Source organism: Leclercia sp. 1548 (genome assembly GCF_050435045.1).
In the GTDB taxonomy this organism is placed as follows: Bacteria; Pseudomonadota; Gammaproteobacteria; order Enterobacterales; family Enterobacteriaceae; genus Enterobacter; species Enterobacter adecarboxylatus.
In genome coordinates this window covers 1-23,472 of sequence record NZ_JBNDJP010000008.1, presented here as the reverse complement: position 1 = coordinate 23,472, position 23,472 = coordinate 1, and the positions used below count along the sequence as shown (strand labels likewise).

The window sequence follows — 23,472 nt, the reverse complement described above, 5'->3', positions numbered from 1 at the left end:
CTAAGACAGACCGCCAGACGTTACCAGGACTGGGTTGCTTTGAAGGAATCGAGCAGGCTCTTCAGCTTGCCTTCGATTTCATCGTTATAGCCACCGGACTGGTTGATCTCTTGCATTAACGGAGCGTGGTCACGGTCAGCGTAAGCCAGCAGAGCGGCTTCGAAGCTACCGATTTTCGCCAGTTCTACATCTCCCAGATAACCACGTTCTGCTGCGAACAGTACCAGACCCTGCTGTGCTACTGACATAGGGGCATACTGTTTCTGTTTCAGCAGTTCAGTCACTTTCTGACCGTGGTCCAGCTGTTTACGGGTTGCATCGTCAAGGTCGGATGCAAACTGGGAGAACGCTGCCAGTTCACGATACTGTGCCAGCGCGGTACGGATACCACCGGACAGTTTCTTGATGATCTTGGTCTGCGCTGCGCCACCAACACGGGATACAGAGATACCCGGGTTAACTGCCGGACGAATACCGGAGTTAAACAGGTTGGTTTCCAGGAAGATCTGACCATCGGTAATAGAGATTACGTTGGTCGGAACGAACGCAGAAACGTCACCCGCCTGGGTTTCAATGATTGGCAGTGCGGTCAGAGAACCGGTCTGGCCTTTCACTTCACCTTTAGTGAAGTTCTCAACGTATTCCGCGTTAACGCGGGATGCACGCTCCAGCAGACGGGAGTGCAGATAGAATACGTCGCCCGGGAATGCTTCACGTCCTGGTGGACGACGGAGCAGCAGGGAAACCTGACGGTATGCAACGGCCTGTTTAGACAGGTCATCATAAACGATCAGTGCATCTTCACCGCGGTCACGGAAGTATTCGCCCATTGCGCAACCGGCATACGGTGCCAGGTATTGCAGTGCAGCAGATTCAGAAGCGGTTGCCACAACAACGATGGTGTTAGCCAGCGCGCCGTGCTCTTCCAGTTTACGAACCACGTTAGAAATGGTGGACGCTTTCTGGCCGATAGCCACGTACACACATTTGATGCCGGAATCACGCTGGTTAATGATCGCATCGATTGCCATCGCGGTTTTACCGGTCTGACGGTCACCGATAATCAGCTCACGCTGGCCACGGCCGATTGGGATCATGGCATCAACAGATTTATAACCGGTCTGCACAGGCTGGTCGACGGACTGACGGTCGATTACGCCCGGTGCGATAACTTCGATTGGCGAGAAGCCATCGTTATCAACCGGACCTTTACCGTCGATTGGCGCACCCAGGGTGTTCACCACGCGACCCAGCAGGCCGCGGCCAACTGGAACTTCAAGAATACGGCCAGTACACTTAACCTTCATGCCTTCGGCGAGGTCAGCGTAAGGACCCATCACAACTGCACCTACGGAGTCGCGCTCCAGGTTCAGTGCGATAGCGTAACGGTTACCCGGCAGGGAGATCATTTCACCCTGCATACAATCGGCCAGGCCGTGGATGCGGATAACACCGTCGCTTACAGAAACAATAGTACCTTCGTTGTGAGCTTCACTCACAACACTGAACTGAGCAATGCGCTGCTTGATCAGTTCGCTGATTTCGGTGGAATTCAGTTGCATGCTCCAGTCCCCTTAAGACTGCAAGACGTCTGCAAGGCGCTCAAGACGGCCGCGTACGCTGCCATCAATGACCATATCACCCGCACGGATGATTACGCCCGCCATTACAGACTTATCGATATTGCAATTCAGCTTCACTTTGCGTGACAGACGTTTTTCCATCGCGGCGGTGATTTTCGCAAGCTGTTCGTTACTCAGCTCAGTCGCAGAAGTTACGTGAACTTCAACGGTGGCTTCACTGAGGGCACGCAAGTGCTCGAACTGCTCAAGAACATCCGGGAGCGCTTTCAGACGACCATTTTCTGCCATAACCCGAATCAGGTTCTGACCGTTGGTGTCCAGCTGCTCACCGCAAATGGCGATGAACGAACTGGCGAGGGTTTCCGGTGCCAGTGCACCCGAAAGCATCTCAGCCATATGTTCGTTTTTCGTTACCTCAGCGGCAAACGCCAGCATGTTCTGCCAGCGATCGACATTTTGGTGTTCGATAGCAAAGTCAAAAGCTGCTTTGGCGTAGGGGCGAGCTACCGTAACAAATTCAGACATCAGCCCCTCCCTCCTTACAGTTCAGCGACAAGTTTGTCCACGATGTCGCTGTTAGCAGCTTCATCCACGGAACGTTCGATGATCTTCTCGGCGCCAGCAACAGCCAGAATCGCGACCTGCTTACGCAGCTCTTCGCGAGCACGTTTACGCTCGGCATCAATTTCTGCCTGCGCTTGCGTCACGATTTTAGTACGTTCCTGTTCTGCTTCAGCTTTCGCTTCGTCCAGGATCTGAGAACGACGTTTGTTCGCCTGTTCGATGATTACCTGAGCTTCCGCTTTCGCTTTTTTCAGCTGGTCGGTCGCGTTGGCCTGTGCAAGGTCCAAATCTTTCTTAGCGCGTTCTGCAGAAGCCAGTCCGTCAGAAATTTCTTTCTGACGTTTTTCGATGGCTGCCATTAAAGGCGGCCATACGTACTTCATGCAGAACCAGACAAAGATAACAAACGCGATGGCCTGGCCGAGGATTGTTGCGTTCATGTTCACAGCACAATACCTCTTTAAATTTACAACTGTGGCTTAGGGTTTAAATCTACTTACTACGCGACAGCAAACATCACGTACAGACCCAGACCTACAGCGATCATCGGGATAGCATCCACCAGACCCATAACGATAAAGAACTGAGTACGCAGCAGAGGAATCAGATCCGGTTGACGCGCTGCGCCTTCCAGGAATTTGCCCCCGAGGATGCCGATACCGATCGCAGCACCGATCGCCGCCAGACCCATCATCACAGCGGCAGCCATGTACAGCAGATCCATATTCAGGTTTTCCATGACAGTCTCCAGTTTGTTTCAGTTAAAACGTAGTAGTGTTGGTAAAGAATCAGTGCTCTTCAGACGCCATCGACAGATAGACAATCGTCAGAACCATGAAGATAAAGGCTTGCAGCGTAATGATCAGGATGTGGAAAATGGCCCATGGCACATTCAGAACCCACTGTGACCACCACGGCAGAAGACCCGCGATCAGAATGAAAATCAGCTCACCCGCATACATGTTGCCGAACAGTCGCAGACCGAGAGAAATCGGTTTGGACAGCAGGCTAACGCCTTCCAGGATCAGGTTGATCGGAATAAACGCCCAGTGGTTGAACGGCTGCAAAGTAAGCTCTTTCACGAAGCCGCCTACACCTTTCATTTTGATGCTGTAGAAAAGAATCAGGATGAATACGCCCAGTGCCATAGACAGGGTGATGTTCACGTCAGCAGACGGCACCACACGCAGGGCAGGCAGACCGAAGATATGCTCGCCGATAAACGGCAGCAGGTCGATCGGCAGCAGGTCCATCAGGTTCATCAGGAAGACCCATACAAAGACGGTCAGCGCCAGCGGTGCAATCACCTTGCTCTTGCCGTGGTACATGTCTTTGACGCTGCCATGGACGAAGCCAATGATCATTTCGATGAAGGTCTGGAATTTTCCTGGAACGCCGCTGGTTGCACGTTTGGCAACGCCGCGGAAAATGGCCAGGAACAACAGACCCAGTGCCACCGAGAAGAACATGGAGTCGATATTGATCGTCCAGAAGGTGGCTGGGGGGTTATGCGGATCCACCAGCGAGAATGTACGCAGGTCCAACTGAAGGTTGTTCAGATGGTGACCTATGTAATCCTGCGGCGTCATATTTTCTGAAGCCATGATGCCTTTTACCCTTTGTTATTGATTACAGCTGGCGCCAGAACTTGTACCACCAGCACCAAAACCCACGTCACTATCAGCGGCAGAAATACCACTTTAAAAACAGCCAGCGCCATCACCAGAAGGACAAAGGTCAGCAACACCTTACACACTTCGCCCAGAGCGAAGGACCAGGCCATGCGGCCTTTGGCAGGTGTATGCGCCTGATGACGCCAGGCAAAAATCATAAACAACATATTCGGCACAACGACTGCCAAACCTCCGCTTACCGCAGAGATGCCCCAGAAGGGGTCTTTGAGGCAGAACAGCAATCCGCTTGCTATCACCGCCAGAAACTGAATGAACAGAAGCTTACGAGCAACGTTTCGACTCAAGAGCGACACAGACATCACGTTTTTACTCCTGCTCACTTCGAGGTATGTCGCGTGTCGTATAAAACTTCCTTTAAGGCTCAGAGTCAAGCAGCAAAAAGCGGTCAAATTATACGGTGCGGCCTCGTGATTTCAAACAATAAGTAGCGAAAAGGTGAATAAATGTTTAAATATTTTTCCCCGGCGCTATTTCTTAACTTTTCGTCAAACTGTGAATGACTCGTCAAAACTGCAAACCACGCGGAAACGTTGGCGATAAAGCGTGCACGAGATCACAAAATACACATTTACGATAAGGTTGAATAAATTAATTCAGTAAATCGTTATATTTCATCTTTTTGATATTACAGAGTAATTTCGGTAACTATTTTCAAAACAGCCCTGTATACATCGGAAACCTTTTATTGACATTTATAATAAATATTTAACATTGCAATCTGGTTACCCGATCCTACTTTTAGCAAGCTGATATTTTCAAAGTTTATTATATTGTGGGTTAACTACACCCTCACGTTAACCCAAAGAAAATCCATAGTAAAAAAGCGGTTAAATTAAGACTGGCTATTTCTTAATCGACCGCCCGCTTTTTAACATACTATGAACAGCACAAATTCCACATTTTTTATTATTATTTTAAAAATTGTTTGGCTTAACGATCACCAGGTGGCGCTCACCTTCCAGCTGTGGAACACGCAATTTGATGGCAGACTCCACGGTGAACCCTTCCGGCAATTGCGCGATTTCGTCTTCCGGCAGTATCCCTTTCAGGGCATAGAATCGTCCGTTCTGCGCAGGCAGATGCTTGCACCAGCTGATCATGTCATTGAGTGAAGCAAACGCCCGGCTGATCACGCCGTCGAACGGCGGCTCGGCAGGAAACTCCTCTACCCTACTCTGCACCGGATGGATATTTTCCAGCTTCAGTTCATGCTGAACCTGGCGCAGGAAGCGCACACGCTTACCCAGGCTGTCCAGCAGCGTGAACTGGCACTCAGGACGCACGATTGAGAGCGGGATACCTGGCAGGCCAGGGCCGGTGCCGACATCGATAAACCGCTCACCCTGGAGGTGAGGAGCTACCACGATGCTGTCGAGAATATGACGCACCAGCATCTCATTCGGGTCGCGAACCGAGGTGAGGTTATAGGCCTTGTTCCATTTGTGCAGCATATCGACATACCCCACCAGCTGATTTTTCTGGTGATCGGTGAGCGAAATACCGGCTTGATCCAGCAGACGAGTAAGTTTGTTGAGCACGGTGAATACCTGTTTAAAAAGAATTGCCCGGTAGCGCTACCGCTTACCGGGCCGACGAAATGTTTGGCGGGGATTACGCACTGCGGCGCAACATACCCTGTTTTTTCAGCCAGACCAGCAGAATGGAGATGGCCGCAGGCGTGACGCCAGAAATACGTGAAGCCTGGCCGATCGACACAGGTTTGTGATCGTTCAGCTTCGCGATCACTTCGTTGGAAAGACCCGACACCTGACGATAGTCCAGCATTTCCGGCAGCAGCGTATTTTCGTTGCGCTGCTGTTTCTCGATCTCATCCTGCTGACGGGCAATATAGCCTTCGTATTTCACCTGGATTTCGACCTGCTCGGCAGCCTGTACGTCGTCCAGACCCGGCGCGAACGGTGTCATCTGGATCAGCTGGTCGTAGGTCATCTCCGGGCGACGGAGCAGATCTTCGCCGCTGGCTTCACGGGACAGCGGTGCAGACAGGTGAGCATTCACTTCGTCTACAGATTCGGTGGTTGGGTTAACCCAGGTGGACTTCAGGCGCTGACGTTCACGCTCGATGTTTTCCAGCTTCTCGTTGAAACGCGCCCAGCGCGCATCATCCACCAGCCCCAGCTCACGACCAATTTCGGTCAGGCGCAGATCGGCGTTGTCTTCACGCAGCATCAGACGATATTCCGCACGAGAGGTAAACATACGGTACGGCTCTTTGGTGCCCAGGGTGCAGAGGTCGTCCACCAGCACGCCAAGGTAAGCCTGAGAACGACCCGGCGCCCAGCCCTCTTTCTCGGCAGAGAAGCGGGCAGCGTTAAGACCGGCCAGCAGTCCTTGCGCAGCAGCTTCTTCGTAACCGGTGGTGCCGTTGATCTGGCCTGCGAAGAACAGCCCGTGGATAAATTTGCTTTCCAGGGTCGGCTTCAGGTCACGCGGATCGAAGAAGTCGTACTCAATGGCATAGCCAGGACGGACGATCTTCGCATTTTCCATCCCCTGCATCGAACGGACGATCTGCATCTGTACGTCGAAAGGCAGGCTGGTGGAAATACCGTTTGGGTAGATCTCGTTGGAGGTCAGCCCTTCCGGCTCAAGGAAGATCTGGTGCTGGTTACGATCGGCAAAGCGCATCACCTTGTCTTCGATCGACGGGCAATAGCGTGGGCCGATCCCTTCGATCACCCCGGCATACATCGGGCTGCGATCGAGGTTACTGCGGATCACATCATGGGTTTTCTCGTTGGTGTGCGTGACATAGCACGGCACCTGACGCGGATGTTGAGCCACGTTGCCCATGAACGAGAAGACTGGCATCGGATTGTCGCCATGCTGTTGTGCCAGCACGCTGAAATCAATGGTGCGGGCGTCGATACGTGGTGGCGTGCCGGTTTTCAGGCGGCTGACGCGCAGCGGCAGCTCGCGCAGACGGCGCGACAGCGGAATGGACGGCGGATCGCCAGCACGGCCACCGCTGTAGTTATCCAGTCCGATATGAATTTTGCCATCGAGGAAGGTCCCGACGGTCAGCACGACGGCTTTAGCGCGGAACTTCAGACCCATCTGGGTCACAGCCCCAACGACACGATCGTTCTCGACGATCAGATCCTCAACCGCCTGCTGGAAGATCATCAGGTTCGGCTGATTCTCCAGGGCAGTACGCACCGCCTGACGGTAGAGCACACGGTCTGCCTGTGCACGGGTGGCACGAACGGCAGGGCCTTTGCTCGCGTTTAGTATCCTAAACTGGATGCCGGCATGATCGATCGCGGTTGCCATCAGGCCGCCAAGCGCATCCACTTCTTTTACCAGGTGTCCTTTCCCAATGCCGCCAATCGCCGGATTACAGGACATCTGTCCTAGCGTGTCGATATTGTGTGTCAAAAGCAGGGTCTGTTGACCCATTCGCGCCGCGGCCATTGCGGCCTCGGTGCCTGCATGACCCCCGCCAATGATGATGACGTCAAAAGGATCCTGATAAAACATGGTGGTCTGCCTCGCGTAAAGCGGTAAGAAAATGGATTGAAGCCCGGGCCGTGGATTCTACTCAACTTTAGTCGTTCGAGAAAGCACTGGGATCCTGGCTATTAAAAAGAAGATCTTTTTATTTAGAGATCTGTTCTATTGTGATCTCTTATTAGGATCGCGGGTTTCTGTGGATAAGCCGGATCTCCCGAAGAAGATCATGCGTTTAGAAAGGATCGTTTGCTGTGAATGATCGGTGATCCTGTGACGTATAAGCTGGGATCAGATCGCGATGTTATACACAGCACAAAAAGTCATCAAAGGTTATTCTTGGGATAACTACCGGTTGATCCAAGCTTTTAACCAGAGTTATCCACATCTGATCGCACGATCTTTAATCGTTTTTGAGTAAATTTTTCCATTCAGCCAGCCAAAGCTCCGCTGGATCTTCCGGAATATCGTGATCAAGGATGTTGATCTTCAGCGTTTCGCCGATCTGTTGTGCCCCACAGGACTTCAGTTCGGTCTCGACTTTCTCTACGGCACCGCAAAAGGTGTCATATTCCCGACTGCCGATGCCAATCGCCCCAAACCGGACGTTCGCCAGGTTGGGCTGCTGTTCTTTTAGCTCTTCATATAAAGGAAGAAGGTTGTCCGGGAGATCGCCCGCACCGTGGGTGGAGGTGATCAACAGCCAGATCCCGTCGATCGGCAGATCTTCTAATAACGGCCCGTGCAGCGTTTCAGTGGAAAAACCCGCGTCTTCCAGCTTTTCAGCCAGGTGTTCCGCTACATATTCAGCCCCGCCAAGGGTGCTGCCACTGATAAGAGTAATATCTGCCATAGATCGCTCGCTCATATAAAGAGGGATCATTGTACGCTGTGAGCGAGCTGGGATCTACCTGTGGAAAATGTGGGAATGAATTTGCCCGATCAGGGGCGGATGGTACGCATGATCGGGTTCTGCAGGGAGATCAGCGTCTCGGTGGACTGAATTTCATCAATTGTTTGGATCTTGTTGATAAGTACCTGCTGCAAGGCGTCGATGGATCGGCACATCACCTTAATAAAGATGCTGTAGTGGCCGGTGGTGTAGTAGGCCTCGGTCACTTCATCCAGCGCATTCAGTTTTGCCAGCGCCGAGGGATAGTCTTTGGCGCTCTTCAGAATGATGCCGATAAAGCAGCAGACGTCGTAACCCAGCTGTTTCGGGTTGACGTCGATATGCGCCCCGGTGATGATCCCCGCCTGCTTCATCTTCTCTACGCGCACATGAATAGTGCCCGGGCTGACGCCAAACTGTTTGGCCAGTTCGGCATAGGCAGTACGGGCATTAGCCATCAGGGCCTCAAGGATGCCGCGGTCCAGATTGTCGATCTGATAATTTTCCATAGCTTTTTCTTATGAAGATTAATGAATCACTCTATTTTAGCGGGTAATTTTATCGAATCAAAAGTGAAGTTAGAGTTTTATTGTTGGATTATTGAAAGCGGTTCTTTTTTGTTGCTTAATCAATACCAACAGGACGCAGGAGTATAAATAATGAAAACCGCTTACATCGCACAACAACGCCAGATCAGTTTCGTTAAATCCCATTTTTCCCGCCAGCTGGAAGAGAAGCTTGGTCTTATTGAAGTCCAGGCTCCGATCTTAAGCCGCGTGGGCGACGGGACGCAGGACAACCTGTCTGGTTGCGAAAAAGCGGTACAGGTGAAAGTGAAAACACTGCCAGATGCCCAGTTCGAAGTGGTTCATTCCCTCGCGAAGTGGAAGCGTCAAACCCTGGGACAACACGACTTCAGCGCGGGCGAAGGGCTTTACACGCACATGAAAGCTCTTCGCCCCGATGAAGACCGTCTTACTGCTATTCACTCTGTTTACGTTGACCAGTGGGACTGGGAACGCGTAATGGGTGATGGCGAGCGTCATACCCGTACGCTGAAAGCGACGGTAGAAGCAATTTATGCCGGGATTAAAGAAACCGAAGCGGCAGTCAGTAAAGAGTTTGGTCTGACGCCGTTCCTGCCAGAGACGATCCAGTTTGTTCATAGCCAGGATCTCCTGACCCGTTTCCCGGATCTGGATGCCAAAGGCCGTGAGCGTGCGATCGCTAAAGAGCTGGGCGCCGTATTCCTGATTGGCATCGGCGGCAAGCTGTCTCATGGTCAGCGCCATGACGTCCGTGCGCCGGATTATGATGACTGGAGCAGCGAAGACGAAAGCGGCCTGGCGGGTCTGAACGGGGATATTCTGGTGTGGAACCCGGTGCTGGAAGATGCGTTCGAGCTGTCTTCCATGGGGATCCGCGTCGACGCCGAAGCGCTGCAGCGTCAGCTGGCTATCACCGGTGATGAAGATCGTCTGAAGCTGGAGTGGCACCAGGCGCTGCTGCGTGGCGAGATGCCGCAGACTATCGGCGGCGGCATCGGCCAGTCTCGCCTGACCATGTTACTGCTGCAGCTGTCCCATATCGGACAGGTCCAGTGTGGCGTATGGCCGCAACAGGTTCGTGACAGCGTGGATGCGCTGCTGTAATTAACGTTTCCAGCGCCGCAACAGGCGGCTACGCAACCCGGTATCAAAGCGCCAGATATGATCGAAGATGCGCATGATGCCGGGTTTTCCATGTGTGGACATTGCCACCGCATGGAAACGATGTTGATGTTCCCGCTGCAACACCTTCACTTTACTCACCACCTCATCCGGCAGCCGCTGGGCAATAAAATCCGAGATCACTACCGCATCGGCGTCATACCACTCTCCGCCCTGCATCCGCTCGATGATGGCACGAAAACAGCTGGCGAGATCGGTTCCGCCGCGAAAGCGCTGGCTTAAGAAGCGGATCGCCTGTTCGAGGCCGTGCTGGCCCGACAGCTCGTAGCCCACCACCTCGCTGGAAAACAGCATAATGAAACAGCGCCGTCTGTCAGCCAGCGCCACCCGCATCAGCGCCAGGCAAAAGGCTTTGGCGCACTGTTCATTAAAACCGCCCATCGAACCGGAGGTATCCACGCAGACAATAAACGGCCCACGCGGCTGTTCGTCGAAATCCTGATGTACGGCCGGGCGTTGGCTGACCTTCTCTCGCCAGGCATCGCCATGCAGCCGGTAGGTCAGGAGCTGCTTCTCCACCAGCCGACGGTAAAATTCATATTCCAGTTCCGTAATGCCCAGGGTGGCCAGTTCGGGTGGCAGCAGGCGCAGAATATCGTCGCTCTGCTGCAGTCCGTCCACTTGCTCCGGCACTGTCGCCGGTTCGCGTACCAGAGTGCGGAAGGTTTCCAGCGGGGCATCCTTTTTTGGCACCGACTTTGCCTCCCGCGAACGTCCCAGCTGTTCCGCGAGCTGCATCAGCTCCGGCTGCTGGGCGAGGAAGTCGCCATAGCGGACAATTAACTGATAATCCCCACGCTTTAACTGACCGGCGCTCATATCCCACAGCCGTCCGGCCGCGTTTTCATTCTCCACCAGCACGGGTTCCAGCGCACCGGCTAAGGTCATGCGCTCCTGCACTTCGCTGAGCAGCTGTTCGCGCTCTTCTTCCATCAACTGCTGATTGAGGGAGGTAGCCTGCACCACCAGGCTCAACCGCCAGCGCTGTAAAAACAGGGTATGCAGGGCGGGCGTAAAGGTGGCGTTATCCACGACCAGTTGTCGCGCCTGGCTGGCGTAGGGGGAGTGAAGCCTGTCCAGCAGGGTTAAAATTTGCGGGAGCTGGACGATCAACTGAGGCGTGGAGAGCAGCTGGCTCTGCTGATAACACATCACCTCTTCGGTGAGTTCTGGCGGTACGCGGGTCTCTTTCAGTCTTTTGCGTAAATTGTCCTGCCAGCGCGGGAGATCGTCTGTAATGGCGGTTTTAAGCCGCGGGAACTTTTCAAAAAAGATCGCCAGTTGCGGCGAAGCCAGCAGGGTAAGGATGAGCTCTTCGATCATGCCCTCCTCACCGACGGCAAGCATAACGTTGAGTGTGTCCAGCGTCAGCATTGACGCGCCTGTTTGATCTGCGCGCTTACGTCCTGCAGGCTGGACTCAATTCTCCCCAGCCAGTCGCTGTGGATAAACAGGCATTTTTGCTGCTCGCTAAAGCGGGTGTGCTGAAGGTGCCACTGATTATCCAGCGCTTCCAGCTGCTGTTTGATCTCTTCCGGGACGCTATCAGAGGCGGTGCCGGGCAGCGCAAGGCGCGATCCCTGCAGGCTGATGTCGCGGATCACCAGATGCAGACTGCCGTCCACTTCCATATTAAGCTGCTGGGCAAAGCCAATGCCGTTGAGTTTGCCGCGGATCTCGCCACCTTTACTCAACCACAGCGACAGGGCTTCACGCTCAACCGTGATGTGAATGACTTGCATATCATGGAGCTTGAGGGGCTGCTGGAGGAGCAGCGTCAGCGTGGTATCGCTCAGTTCGGCCGGTAATTCGTAATGCGGGCGACGGGCGAACATACCGCTCTGACGATTAACGCGCAGGGCAGTTTTATCGCTTTGCTGCTGCTGAAGCTGAAGGCGGCGCTGGGTGATGGCCCCGAGCTGGTTCAGCATCTCCTGCTGTCCCCAGGCGTGCCCGGTCATCAATATTTCCAGCTGCTGCTGCATCAGATGCATACCGTTGGCGTCATGCCACAGGCAATCCTTCAGCAGGATCAAATCAATAGGCGCAACCGCATCGCGACCGCTAAACAGGGCGCTGGCCTGCAGCAGGCGAATGGCTTTCTTCCAGCGACGATCGGAGACGTAAGGCGCGCCCGGCAGGGCATCAAGCTGTTGGCGCAGCATATAGACAAGGTCAAATACCGCATCTGGCAGTTTGATTTTGCCGATGTCCTGCTGCCACTGCTGGTACTCCTCGTCCGTCACCTGCAGTGTGGCGGGCACCGGGTTATCGTTTTCATCCTGCTGGCTAATCAGCAGCGAGCGGAAGTTCGCTTTGTCCTGCACTTTGTCGAGCCACAGGCGGATCAGCATGCGGTCATATAAGGCTTCGAGACTGCTGTCGGCTTCCGGCAGTTCGTTGGAGGCCGCCACCAGCAGGCGCATCGGGATTTTCTCCTCAAACGCGCCGTTGCGGAACCGGCGTTCGTTGATGGCTGTGAGCAGGGTGTTCAGGATCGCCGGGCCGGCTTTCCAGATTTCATCGAGAAAAACGATCTCCGCTTCCGGCAGATAACCTGCCGTCAAACGCTCATACCGTCCTTCATCTTTTAAGGCCTGGATAGAGAGCGGACCGAACACCTCTTCCGGGGTGGAAAAGCGGGTCATCAGATACTCAAAAGCTCTGGCATGCTGAAACGCGAATTTCAGCCTGCGGGCAATCAGGCTTTTTGCGATACCGGGCGGCCCCAGCAGAAAGACACTTTCGCCGCTCAGTGCTGCCAGTAAACAAAGGCGGATGGCATGGCTACGTTCAAATAGCCCTTTTTCCAGCGCGCCGCTGAGACGGGAAATTCTTTCTGCTAATAAATGAGTGTGAGCCATAATTGTTTTGCATCCTTCGCCGTAAACCCGGCTAATTGAAGCGAGTATAGACGTTTCGTTCTGGGCTGGTAATAGCCTGAACTACGGTGCTATTTTCTTTGCGCTATGTTAATGCGGGTACATTTAGGGGTACGATTCTACGATTAATCGTGCATACTGTGCGCTTTTTGTGGGCCAAGGGACTAAGCACACATTTGTTATATAAACGAAAAGACTAGTCTATGAGCACTGATAATAAGCAATCATTACCCGCAATCACACTCGCGGCGATTGGGGTTGTCTACGGTGATATCGGCACCAGCCCGCTTTATACGCTTCGTGAATGTTTGTCCGGTCAGTTTGGTTTTGGCGTCGAACGCGACGCTGTGTTTGGTTTTTTGTCTCTCATCTTTTGGCTCCTGATCTTAGTTGTCTCCGTTAAATATCTCTCCTTCGTTATGCGCGCAGATAACGCCGGTGAAGGTGGGATCCTGACCTTAATGTCGTTGGCCGGGCGCAACACCTCGCCCAAAATGACCTCCTTCCTGGTGATTATCGGCCTGATTGGGGGCAGCTTCTTCTATGGCGAAGTGGTTATCACGCCGGCTATCTCGGTGCTGTCGGCAATCGAAGGGCTGGAGATTGTTGCGCCGCAGCTTGAAGAGTGGGTCGTTCCGCTGGCCATAATTGTGCTGACCTTGCTGTTTGTGATCCAGAAACACGGTACCGGGCTGGTGGGGAAACTCTTCGCGCCGATTATGCTGGCCTGGTTCCTGATCCTGGCGGTGCTGGGATTACGCAGCATTATTGCTAACCCGGACGTGCTGCATGCCCTGAATCCGATGTGGGCAGTACACTTCTTCCTCGAATACAAAACCGTGTCGTTTATCGCGCTGGGTGCTGTGGTGCTGTCTATCACCGGGGTGGAGGCGCTGTATGCCGATATGGGGCACTTCGGTAAACTGCCTATTCGTGTAGCATGGTTTATTGTGGTGCTACCGTCGCTGGTGCTGAACTACTTTGGCCAGGGGGCGCTGCTGCTCAAACACCCGGAAGCGATAAAGAACCCGTTCTTCCTGCTGGCGCCGGAGTGGGCGCTGGTGCCGATGCTGATCCTCGCGACGCTGGCAACCGTGATTGCTTCTCAGGCGGTGATTTCCGGCGTCTTCTCCCTGACGCGCCAGGCAGTGCGTCTTGGCTATCTGTCGCCGATGCGCATCATTCATACCTCAGAGATGGAGTCCGGCCAGATTTACATCCCGTTCATTAACTGGCTGCTCTATTTCGCGGTGGTGATTGTTATCGTCAGCTTCGAGCACTCCAGCAACCTGGCGGCAGCCTACGGTATTGCCGTTACGGGGACGATGGTCCTGACCTCAATCCTCTCCACCACGGTGGCGTACCGGAACTGGCACTGGAATAAATTCCTGGTGGCGATGATTCTGGTGGGCTTCCTGTGTATCGATATTCCTCTGTTCTCGGCTAACCTCGACAAAATTATCTCCGGCGGCTGGCTACCGCTGACGCTCGGCTTAGTCATGTTCATTATCATGACGACCTGGAAGAGCGAGCGTTTCCGCCTGCTGCGCCGGATGCACGAACACGGTAATTCTCTGGATGCGATGATCGTCTCGCTGGAGAAATCTCCGCCGGTTCGCGTACCGGGCACCGCCGTGTATATGTCGCGTGCGCTGAACGTCATTCCGTTTGCCCTGATGCACAACCTCAAGCACAACAAAGTGCTGCATGAGCGGGTGATCCTGCTGACGCTGCGTACCGAAGATGCACCTTATGTCCACAACGTCCGCCGCGTGCAGATAGAGCAACTGTCGCCCACCTTCTGGCGGGTGGTGGCAAGCTACGGCTGGCGTGAAACGCCGAACGTAGAAGAGGTGTTCCACCGTTGCGGTCTGGAAGGCTTAAGCTGCCGAATGATGGAGACCTCGTTCTTTATGTCGCACGAGTCGCTGATCATTGGCAAACGTCCGTGGTATCTGCGTCTGCGCGGCAAACTCTACCTTATCCTCCAGCGTAATGCCCTGCGTGCGCCCGACCAGTTCGAGATCCCGCCTAACCGGGTGATTGAGTTAGGCACCCAAGTCGAGATTTAAGTCCTGGTACGGCCTGATGCCCTTACCTTAACCCTCTAAAACAGAGTGTGGGTGCAAACATAAAAAACGGTAACCAGAGGGTTACCGTTTTGCATTTAACTCCCCCGCATTTCACTTAGCGAAACGTTTCGACGGCGATCACAAATCTGCAACGCCATGATGGTTTTCTGCGCATCGGTAAGATTAAACTGGCTTCAGCGAAACGTTTCGCTAGTGGAGCAAGAATATGAAGAAAGGCACGGTACTCAACTCTGAAGTCTCATCGGTTATCTCCCGTCTCGGGCATACCGATACGCTGGTCGTGTGTGATGCAGGTTTACCCATCCCTCATAGCACAACGCGTATTGATCTGGCTTTAACGCAGGGCGTGCCCTCGTTTATGCAGGTGCTGGATGTAGTGACAACCGAGATGCAGGTTGAGGAAGCCATTCTCGCAACGGAAATCAAACAACATAATCCGCAGCTCCACGAAACGTTGCTTGGCCATATCAAGCAACTGCAACAACACCAGGGAAACACCATAAAAATTAGTTATATAACGCACGAACAGTTCAAGAAAAATACCGCTGAAAGCCAGGCGGTTATCCGCAGCGGGGAGTGTTCCCCGTATGCGAATATCATTCTCTGTGCTGGCGTCACTTTCTGAGGCCACCATGGACGCACTACTGCAACTGAAAGGGATCGATAAATCGTTCCCGGGCGTCAAAGCCCTCTCCGGTGCCGCACTCAACGTTTATGCTGGCCGCGTGATGGCGCTGGTCGGTGAAAACGGCGCAGGCAAATCCACGATGATGAAAGTGCTGACCGGCATCTATCAACGCGACGCCGGTTCACTGTTATGGCTGGGGAAAGAGACCACCTTCAACGGCCCGAAATCCTCTCAGGAAGCCGGAATCGGCATCATCCACCAGGAGTTAAACCTGATCCCGCAGCTCTCCATTGCGGAGAACATCTTCCTTGGCCGTGAGTTCGTTAACCGCTTTGGCAAAATCGACTGGAAACAGATGTATGCCGAAGCCGACAAACTGCTGGCGAAGCTGAACCTGCGCTTCAAAAGCGATCGGCTGGTGGGCGAACTTTCCATTGGCGATCAGCAGATGGTGGAGATCGCGAAAGTTCTGAGCTTTGAATCCCGGGTTATCGTGATGGATGAGCCGACTGACGCCCTCACTGATACCGAAACCGACTCCCTGTTCCGCGTGATCCGCGAGCTGAAAGCCCAGGGGCGCGGCATTGTCTATATCTCCCACCGTATGAAAGAGATCTTCGAGATCTGCGACGACGTGACGGTATTCCGCGACGGGCAGTTTATTGCCGAGCGTGAAGTGGTGACGCTGACCGAAGACTCGCTGATTGAGATGATGGTGGGACGTAAGCTGGAAGATCAGTACCCACGCATTGATAAGCAGCCGGGTGATATTCGTCTCAAGGTCGATAACCTGTGCGGCCCGGGCGTAAATAATGTCTCCTTTACGCTGCGCCAGGGCGAAATCCTCGGCGTGGCCGGGCTGATGGGCGCCGGGCGTACCGAGCTGATGAAGGTGCTGTATGGTGCCAGCCCTCGCACCAGCGGATACGTTACGCTTGATGGCCATGAGGTTGTTACCCGTACGCCGCAGGATGGCCTGGCGAACGGTATCGTCTACATCTCCGAAGACCGTAAGCGCGATGGCCTGGTACTGGGCATGTCGGTGAAAGAGAACATGTCCTTGACCGCGCTGCGCTACTTCAGCCGCAGCGGCGGGGGCCTGAAACATAAAGACGAGCAGCAGGCCGTTAGCGATTTTATCCGCCTCTTTAACGTCAAAACGCCGTCGATGGAACAGGCTATCGGTCTGCTGTCCGGCGGCAACCAGCAGAAAGTGGCGATTGCCCGCGGTCTGATGACCCGTCCGAAAGTGCTGATCCTCGATGAGCCAACCCGTGGCGTGGATGTCGGGGCGAAGAAAGAAATTTATCAGCTCATCAACCAGTTTAAGGCTGACGGGCTGAGCATCATTCTGGTCTCTTCCGAGATGCCAGAGGTATTAGGCATGAGCGATCGCATTATCGTCATGCATGAAGGGCATCTCGGCGGTGAATTCAGTCGCGAGCAGGCCACCCAGGAAATTCTGATGGCTGCCGCTGTGGGCAAGCTTAATCGCGTGGATCAGGAGTAAGAAGATGACTACCCAGGCTGTTTCTGGACGCCGTTATTTCACTAAGGCATGGCTGTTGGAACAAAAATCGCTGATTGCCCTGCTGGTGCTGATCGCGATTGTCTCCACCATGAGTCCGAACTTTTTTACCGTTAATAACCTGTTCAACATTCTTCAGCAAACGTCCGTAAACGCCATTATGGCGGTGGGGATGACGCTGGTGATTTTGACGTCGGGTATCGACCTGTCCGTCGGTTCCCTGCTGGCGCTCACCGGCGCGGTTGCTGCTTCAATTGTAGGGATTGAAGTCAACGCGCTGGTGGCCGTAGCAGCGGCGCTTGCGCTGGGAGCCGCAATTGGGGCCGTCACCGGAATGATCGTGGCGAAAGGCCGCGTGCAGGCCTTTATCGCCACCCTGGTGATGATGTTACTGCTGCGCGGTGTGACCATGGTCTATACCAACGGTAGTCCGGTGAACACTGGCTTTACCGACAACGCCGATCTGTTTGGCTGGTTCGGTATCGGTCGCCCGCTGGGTATCCCGACGCCGGTCTGGATCATGGGCCTGGTGTTCCTTGCAGCGTGGTACATGTTGCATCACACCCGCCTGGGTCGTTATATCTATGCTCTGGGCGGTAACGAAGCGGCAACGCGTCTGTCCGGCATCAGCGTCAATAAAGTCAAAGTTATCGTCTACTCCCTGTGCGGCCTGCTGGCTTCGCTGGCGGGCATTATCGAGGTGGCACGTCTCTCCTCTGCTCAGCCAACGGCGGGTACGGGTTATGAGCTGGATGCCATCGCTGCGGTCGTACTGGGCGGCACCAGCCTGGCAGGCGGTAAAGGTCGTATCGTGGGGACGCTGATCGGTGCGCTGATCCTCGGCTTCCTGAACAATGGTTTGAATTTGTTAGGTGTTTCTTCCTATTACCAGATGATCGTCAAAGCGGTAGTGATTTTGCTGGCGGTACTGGTAGACAACAAAAAACAGTAACTGACGACACTACAGGACATCTTTGATATGAACATGAAAAAACTGGCTACCCTGGTTTCTGCTGTCGCGCTGAGCGCAACTGTGAGTGCAAACGCCATGGCGAAAGATACCATCGCGCTGGTGGTTTCTACCCTCAACAACCCGTTCTTCGTCTCCCTGAAGGATGGCGCGCAGAAAGAAGCCGACAAACTGGGCTACAACCTGGTGATCCTGGATTCCCAGAACAACCCGGCAAAAGAGCTGGCTAACGTGCAGGACTTAACCGTTCGCGGCACCAAAATTCTGCTGATCAACCCAACCGATTCCGACGCGGTAGGTAACGCCGTGAAGATGGCAAACCAGGCTAACATCCCGGTGATCACCCTTGACCGTCAGGCCTCTAAAGGCGAAGTGGTTAGCCACATTGCCTCTGATAACGTGCTGGGCGGCAAAATCGCCGGTGACTACATCGCCAAGAAAGCAGGCGAAGGTGCCAAAGTTATCGAACTGCAGGGCATCGCCGGGACTTCCGCAGCGCGTGAGCGTGGCGAAGGCTTCCAGCAGGCTGTGGCTGCCCACAAATTCAACGTGCTGGCCAGCCAGCCAGCAGACTTTGACCGCACTAAGGGTCTGAACGTTATGCAGAACCTGCTGACCGCTCACCCGGACGTTAAAGCGGTATTCGCACAGAACGATGAAATGGCGCTGGGCGCGCTGCGTGCACTGCAGACCGCAGGTAAATCTGATGTGATGGTGGTTGGATTTGACGGTACGCCGGATGGTGAAAAAGCGGTAAACGATGGCAAACTGGCTGCGACCATTGCTCAGCTGCCGGAGCAGATTGGCGCGACTGGCGTGCAGACTGCTGACAAAGTGCTGAAGGGCGAGAAAGTTCAGGCTAAATACCCTGTTGACCTGAAACTGGTCATCAAGCAGTAATATGCGATTCAGGCAGCCGACGGTTGCCTGAAGGGCAACATATAAAGAAAAGAGTGGCATACGCCACCGGGTTATCCCGGTGGCACTCTCTGATGGACACTTCAATGATGAAAACCGCAGGTAAGCTCGTCGTCCTTGGCAGTATTAATGCCGATCACATTCTTAACCTTGACGCTTTCCCGACACCGGGCGAGACCGTAACGGGTAATCGCTATCAGGTCGCCTTTGGCGGCAAGGGCGCAAACCAGGCGGTTGCCGCCGGACGCAGCGGTGCCAACATCGCCTTTATCGCCTGTACCGGCGATGATGATACTGGTGAGCGTGTGCGCAAACAGCTGGCAAGCGACAACATCGATATTGCGCCGGTCAGCGTGGTAGAAGGCGAATCAACCGGCGTGGCGCTGATTTTCGTCAACGCGGAAGGTGAGAATGTCATCGGTATTCACGCGGGTGCGAATGCGGCGCTGACCTCTGAACGCGTGGTGGCGCAGCAGGAGTGTATTGCACAGGCCGATGCCCTACTGATGCAACTGGAGACGCCGGTAGAAAGCGTGCTGGCGGCTGCGCAAATTGCCCATAAAAATCACACCACTGTCGTACTTAATCCCGCCCCTGCCCGTGTATTATCAGACGAGCTGCTGGCGCTGGTGGATATCATTACCCCTAACGAAACCGAAGCCGAAAAGCTGACGGGTATTCGCGTTGAAAACGATGACGATGCGGCGCGCGCGGCGAAAGCCTTGCATCAGAAAGGCATCAGTAAGGTCATCATTACCCTTGGCAGCCGTGGCGTATGGGCCAGCGTCGAGGGAGAAGGTCGTCGCGTTCCTGGCTTTAAGGTGAAAGCAGTCGATACCATCGCCGCTGGCGATACCTTTAATGGTGCGCTGGTTACGGCGCTGCTGGAAGGTGAGCCGCTGGATAACGCGATTCGTTTTGCCCATGCGGCGGCAGCCATTGCCGTGACCCGTCCAGGGGCGCAGCCTTCTGTTCCATGGCGCAATGAGATCGATGAATTTTTAAGTCAGCAGAGGTAGCGTTTGGCCACAATGAAAGATGTCGCTCGCGTGGCGGGCGTCTCTACTTCGACGGTCTCCCATGTCATTAATAAGGATCGCTTCGTCAGCGAGGCGATCCGGGAGAAGGTCGAAGCCGCAGTGAAATCCCTCAATTATGCGCCTTCCGCCCTGGCGCGCAGTCTGAAACTTAACCAGACCCGCACCATCGGCATGCTCATTACCGCCAGTACCAACCCCTTTTACTCTGAGCTGGTGCGCGGTGTGGAGCGCAGCTGCTTTGAGCGCGGCTACAGCCTGGTGCTCTGTAATACCGAAGGCGACGAACAGCGCATGAACCGCAACCTGGAGACGCTGATGCAAAAGCGTGTCGACGGGTTATTACTGCTGTGTACCGAAACGCATCAACCCTCACCCGAGATTATGCAGCGCTACCCCTCCGTTCCTACGGTGATGATGGACTGGGCACCGTTCGACGGTACCAGCGACCTGATTCAGGATAACTCGCTGCTGGGCGGGGACATGGCGACGCAACATCTGATTGATAAAGGCCATACCCGTATCGCCTGCATTACCGGCCCGCTGGATAAAACTCCGGCCCGTCTGCGTCTGGAAGGTTTTCTGGTGGCCATGGCGCGCGCCGGTCTACCTGTCCCGGACGGATATCAAATTACCGGTGACTTTGAATTTAGCGGTGGTTTCGAGGCGATGCAGTCGTTACTGGCGCAGAAAGAGCGTCCGCAGGCAGTCTTTATCGGTAATGATGCAATGGCGGTGGGGGCTTATCAGGCGCTTTATCAGGCGGGACTTCGTATCCCGGACGACATCGCCGTGGTGGGATATGACGATATCGAACTGGCGAAGTATATGACGCCGCCGCTCACTACCATTCATCAGCCCAAGGATGAACTGGGCGAGCTGGCGATTGATGTATTGATCCATCGTATCGCCCAGCCCGCACTGCAACAGCAGCGGCTGCAGCTTACTCCTGTTCTGATGGAACGGGGCTCGGTTTAGGTTTGTGCCGTTCTTTTATGAGGTTCTGACCGTCTTTCGGTTTTAACAGCATAAAGACCAGTGCAGAGACAACCGTCAGCACACCCATAGTGATAAAGGTTGAGTGAAATTGTTCGACAGTGTTGTTGCTGTCGAACCCTTCGTAAAAGCGCAATACCGCCGCACTGACCGCAACCCCCAGACTGATTGAAAGCTGCTGAGTGACTGCCAGCATGCTGTTACCGCCGCTTGCATTCTCATCGCTGAGATCGGCAAGGGTAATGGTGTTCATTGAGGTGAACTGGATGGACATTGCCATCCCCAGCACAAACAGCGGCAGGATCAGCATCCACACCGGCAGCGCTGCCGACTGCAGTGAGAATTGCGCAATCATCACGCCGATAAATACCGTCACACCGACCAAGGTTCTGCGGTATCCCAGCCGTCGTAACAATTGGGTCACCCCGGATTTAGCCAGAATCGAACCCACCGCCGTAGGCGCCATCATGCAGCCTGCTATCAACGCCGGATAACCGAACCCGACCTGCAGCATTAGCGGCATAAGGAAAGGAACACAGCCTGTGCCCAGCCGCGAAGCGATGTTTCCGGCAATGCCTACCGAAAAAGTACGTGTGTTAAACAGCGAGAGCGAAATCAGCGGCGTAGGGTGACGACGCGCATGACGTATATAAAGAAGAAAAAGAAGAATGCCGCTGAAGATGATGGAGACGGCCAGCCAGGTTGCCACTACTTTCTCACCGAACAGCTCCATGCCGCTGGAAAATAGCACCAGGCTCAGGCCAAACAGGAAGAATCCGCCCATATCGAATTTGCGCCGCGGAGTCGTGAAGTTCGGCATAAACTTGCGGGCATAGAAAAGACCGGCGATCCCAATGGGAATATTAATGAGGAATATCCAGTGCCAGCTGGCCCAGGTAACCAGAACGCCCCCCAGTACCGGCCCGAGGATCGGCCCGACCAGGCCCGGCATAGTGACGAAGTTAAGCACCGGCAACAGTTCGCTGCGCGGATAGGCCCTTAGCAGTGCCAGGCGCGCGACCGGCATCATCATTGCACCGCCTACGCCCTGAATCACCCGGAAGATAACCAGCTCACCCAGCGAACTGGAGAGGGCGCAAGCCAGCGACCCCAGCGTAAATAACGTTACCGCCAGCATAAAGACACGCCGTGTGCCGAAGCGATCGGCCAGCCAGCCGCTCACCGGGATCAGCATCGCAACGGTCAGGGTATAACTAATGATGGCTGACTGCATGGCCAGCGGAGAACGGTTAAGGCTTTCGGCAATCGCCGGAAGGGCGGTGTTTAGGATGGTGGCGTCCAGCGCCTGCATAAAGAAAGCCATCGCCGCAATCCATGGCAAACCCGCCATGCTGCGTGCTTTTTTTACTGTCATTCGAATTCCTGTTGTTTATTGCTATCGTGCCGGTGTGGCAAGCAGTGCCTGGCTGGCCGCCATAGCACGCAGCCCATCGCTGTCCTGAATGGCATCAACGATAGCCTGGTGTAAATCCAGCTTCACCACCTCGTCCTGCGTTATAGACGTAAAGTAAGTGTGGTAGACAGAATGAAAGAGCGAGGCGAAAGAGGTCAGGAACGGATTACCGCTCATCTCATAGATATGCTCGTGCCAGGCCATATCCACTTCTATCCAGCGCTCCCGGTTAAAGTGCTTTTTCAGATGCACCATCTCATCCATTAAAGTATTTAACCGCGCTTTTTGCTCTGCCGTTCCGATCGTGGCGGCCAGCAGGCAGGCCTGAGGCTCCAGGCTGCTGCGCATGACCAGGAAATGCTCGATAACCTGATGGAAGTTATCTTCCGTCATCCACCAGGAGAGCAATTCTTGATCGAGGAAGTTCCAGTTGCTCTGGGGCATCACGCGTGTACCGATACGCGGACGAGGAAGCACCATCCCTTTCGCTGTTAAGGTTTTCACGGCCTCACGCACAGCGGTTCGGCTCACGCCAAACTGCTCACCGAGTTCCAGTTCGCCCGGCAGGATGCTACCTGGCATGTATTCACCAGCCAGGATCCGCTGTGCCAGTTTTTCTGCCAGCACATATGAAAGGTTCTTTTGTGCCGCCAGCTGTTGCGCGCTCAAAGGCATAACGCATATTCCTTGATTCTTAATGCTAGTAAGTATGCCATCTGCAGGATGGTTGTGGTTGGTAAAACGACAATTAGCGCAATTTTTGGCTTAAAGGCGGGTGTTTTGGTGAAAAAAAGCACGGTTGGTTATTTTTTTTAAATTTACTCTTGTCACTGCCGAAGAACTCCCTATAATGCGCCTCCACTGACACGGAACAACGGATTACAAACCGCCGTGACAGCAGGCTTCAGAGATGAACGCCGGCAGAGAAAAGCAAAAATAATCGCTTGACTCTGAATGAGGAAAACGTAATATACGGGACCTCGCAACGGTGAGCGAAAGCCGCGTTGCACTGCTCTTTAACAATTTATCAGACAATCTGTGTGGGCACTCAAAGTGACATGGATTCTTAATG

Annotated in this window: 22 protein-coding genes; 8 read left to right on the top strand and 14 right to left on the bottom strand. The window is 54.1% G+C overall.

Annotated features, from left to right (window positions below):
• Window positions 1-20: 20 nt before the first annotated feature.
• The 10 genes from atpA to asnC all read right to left on the bottom strand — a co-directional run bounded on the left by atpA (window position 21) and on the right by asnC (window position 8,713).
• Complete coding sequence (gene atpA, locus ABIE02_RS19085) at window positions 21-1,562, bottom strand: F0F1 ATP synthase subunit alpha (protein WP_032615502.1); 1,542 nt, start codon at window positions 1,560-1,562, stop codon at window positions 21-23.
• A gap of 12 nt (window positions 1,563-1,574) precedes the next feature.
• A complete protein-coding gene (gene atpH / locus ABIE02_RS19080) occupies window positions 1,575-2,108 on the bottom strand; it encodes a F0F1 ATP synthase subunit delta (RefSeq protein WP_032615500.1) in 534 nt (177 codons plus the stop codon).
• 14 nt (window positions 2,109-2,122) lie between these two features.
• Entirely contained in the window at window positions 2,123-2,593 is a 471-nt protein-coding gene (gene atpF, locus ABIE02_RS19075) for a F0F1 ATP synthase subunit B (protein WP_032615498.1), read from the bottom strand.
• A 53-nt stretch (window positions 2,594-2,646) separates the two neighbouring features.
• Window positions 2,647-2,886, bottom strand: coding sequence for a F0F1 ATP synthase subunit C (atpE, locus tag ABIE02_RS19070; RefSeq protein WP_000429386.1), 240 nt, complete (start codon window positions 2,884-2,886; stop codon window positions 2,647-2,649).
• A gap of 49 nt (window positions 2,887-2,935) precedes the next feature.
• Window positions 2,936-3,751 (bottom strand): F0F1 ATP synthase subunit A, encoded by an 816-nt coding sequence (atpB, locus tag ABIE02_RS19065; protein WP_032615496.1) that lies wholly within the window; start codon window positions 3,749-3,751, stop codon window positions 2,936-2,938.
• Window positions 3,752-3,759: 8 nt separating this feature from the next.
• A complete protein-coding gene (gene atpI / locus ABIE02_RS19060; protein ID WP_059306914.1) occupies window positions 3,760-4,140 on the bottom strand; it encodes a F0F1 ATP synthase subunit I in 381 nt (126 codons plus the stop codon).
• Window positions 4,141-4,755: 615 nt separating this feature from the next.
• Entirely contained in the window at window positions 4,756-5,379 is a 624-nt protein-coding gene (gene rsmG / locus ABIE02_RS19055; RefSeq protein WP_032615492.1) for a 16S rRNA (guanine(527)-N(7))-methyltransferase RsmG, read from the bottom strand.
• Between the two features lie 73 nt (window positions 5,380-5,452).
• Entirely contained in the window at window positions 5,453-7,342 is a 1,890-nt protein-coding gene (gene mnmG, locus ABIE02_RS19050) for a tRNA uridine-5-carboxymethylaminomethyl(34) synthesis enzyme MnmG (protein ID WP_032615490.1), read from the bottom strand.
• 373 nt (window positions 7,343-7,715) lie between these two features.
• Complete coding sequence (gene mioC, locus ABIE02_RS19045) at window positions 7,716-8,165, bottom strand: FMN-binding protein MioC (RefSeq protein ID WP_032615616.1); 450 nt, start codon at window positions 8,163-8,165, stop codon at window positions 7,716-7,718.
• An 89-nt stretch (window positions 8,166-8,254) separates the two neighbouring features.
• Window positions 8,255-8,713, bottom strand: a complete 459-nt coding sequence (asnC, locus tag ABIE02_RS19040) for a transcriptional regulator AsnC (RefSeq protein ID WP_059306915.1) — start codon at window positions 8,711-8,713, stop codon at window positions 8,255-8,257.
• Window positions 8,714-8,863: 150 nt separating this feature from the next.
• Between asnC and asnA the strand changes: the two genes are divergently transcribed.
• On the top strand, window positions 8,864-9,856 hold the full coding sequence (gene asnA / locus ABIE02_RS19035) for an aspartate--ammonia ligase (protein WP_059306916.1): 993 nt from the start codon (window positions 8,864-8,866) through the stop codon (window positions 9,854-9,856).
• On the opposite strand, the gene viaA is transcribed toward asnA, so the two are convergent.
• Both viaA and ravA read right to left on the bottom strand, forming a co-directional pair.
• Window positions 9,857-11,308 (bottom strand): ATPase RavA stimulator ViaA, encoded by a 1,452-nt coding sequence (viaA, locus tag ABIE02_RS19030; protein WP_263755639.1) that lies wholly within the window; start codon window positions 11,306-11,308, stop codon window positions 9,857-9,859.
• A complete protein-coding gene (ravA, locus tag ABIE02_RS19025) occupies window positions 11,302-12,798 on the bottom strand; it encodes an ATPase RavA (RefSeq protein WP_032615482.1) in 1,497 nt (498 codons plus the stop codon). Before ravA ends, viaA begins: the two co-directional genes overlap by 7 nt.
• Window positions 12,799-13,019: 221 nt before the next feature.
• On the opposite strand from ravA, the gene kup reads away from it, so the two are divergent.
• The 7 genes from kup to rbsR all read left to right on the top strand — a co-directional run bounded on the left by kup (window position 13,020) and on the right by rbsR (window position 20,968).
• Window positions 13,020-14,888, top strand: coding sequence for a low affinity potassium transporter Kup (gene kup / locus ABIE02_RS19020; protein WP_059306918.1), 1,869 nt, complete (start codon window positions 13,020-13,022; stop codon window positions 14,886-14,888).
• Between the two features lie 226 nt (window positions 14,889-15,114).
• Window positions 15,115-15,534, top strand: a complete 420-nt coding sequence (gene rbsD / locus ABIE02_RS19015; RefSeq protein WP_032615478.1) for a D-ribose pyranase — start codon at window positions 15,115-15,117, stop codon at window positions 15,532-15,534.
• A 7-nt stretch (window positions 15,535-15,541) separates the two neighbouring features.
• Window positions 15,542-17,047, top strand: a complete 1,506-nt coding sequence (rbsA, locus tag ABIE02_RS19010) for a ribose ABC transporter ATP-binding protein RbsA (protein WP_032615476.1) — start codon at window positions 15,542-15,544, stop codon at window positions 17,045-17,047.
• A 4-nt stretch (window positions 17,048-17,051) separates the two neighbouring features.
• Window positions 17,052-18,017, top strand: coding sequence for a ribose ABC transporter permease (gene rbsC, locus ABIE02_RS19005; protein WP_032615473.1), 966 nt, complete (start codon window positions 17,052-17,054; stop codon window positions 18,015-18,017).
• A 27-nt stretch (window positions 18,018-18,044) separates the two neighbouring features.
• Window positions 18,045-18,935 carry a ribose ABC transporter substrate-binding protein RbsB gene (gene rbsB, locus ABIE02_RS19000; protein WP_032615470.1) on the top strand — a complete coding sequence of 297 codons (891 nt, stop codon included), beginning with the start codon at window positions 18,045-18,047 and terminating at the stop codon, window positions 18,933-18,935.
• 107 nt (window positions 18,936-19,042) lie between these two features.
• The gene (gene rbsK / locus ABIE02_RS18995; RefSeq protein WP_077226498.1) at window positions 19,043-19,972 is read left to right on the top strand and encodes a ribokinase; all 930 of its coding nucleotides are present in this window, start codon (window positions 19,043-19,045) and stop codon (window positions 19,970-19,972) included.
• A gap of 3 nt (window positions 19,973-19,975) precedes the next feature.
• Window positions 19,976-20,968, top strand: a complete 993-nt coding sequence (rbsR, locus tag ABIE02_RS18990) for a ribose operon transcriptional repressor RbsR (RefSeq protein ID WP_072250849.1) — start codon at window positions 19,976-19,978, stop codon at window positions 20,966-20,968.
• Here rbsR and mdtD read toward each other — a convergent pair.
• Both mdtD and ABIE02_RS18980 read right to left on the bottom strand, forming a co-directional pair.
• Window positions 20,934-22,361 carry a multidrug transporter subunit MdtD gene (gene mdtD / locus ABIE02_RS18985; protein WP_077226422.1) on the bottom strand — a complete coding sequence of 476 codons (1,428 nt, stop codon included), beginning with the start codon at window positions 22,359-22,361 and terminating at the stop codon, window positions 20,934-20,936. The two genes, rbsR and mdtD, sit on opposite strands and share 35 nt — an antisense overlap.
• Before the next feature lie 21 nt (window positions 22,362-22,382).
• Window positions 22,383-23,075 (bottom strand): FadR/GntR family transcriptional regulator, encoded by a 693-nt coding sequence (locus ABIE02_RS18980; RefSeq protein WP_059306920.1) that lies wholly within the window; start codon window positions 23,073-23,075, stop codon window positions 22,383-22,385.
• Between the last annotated feature and the right edge of the window lie 397 nt (window positions 23,076-23,472).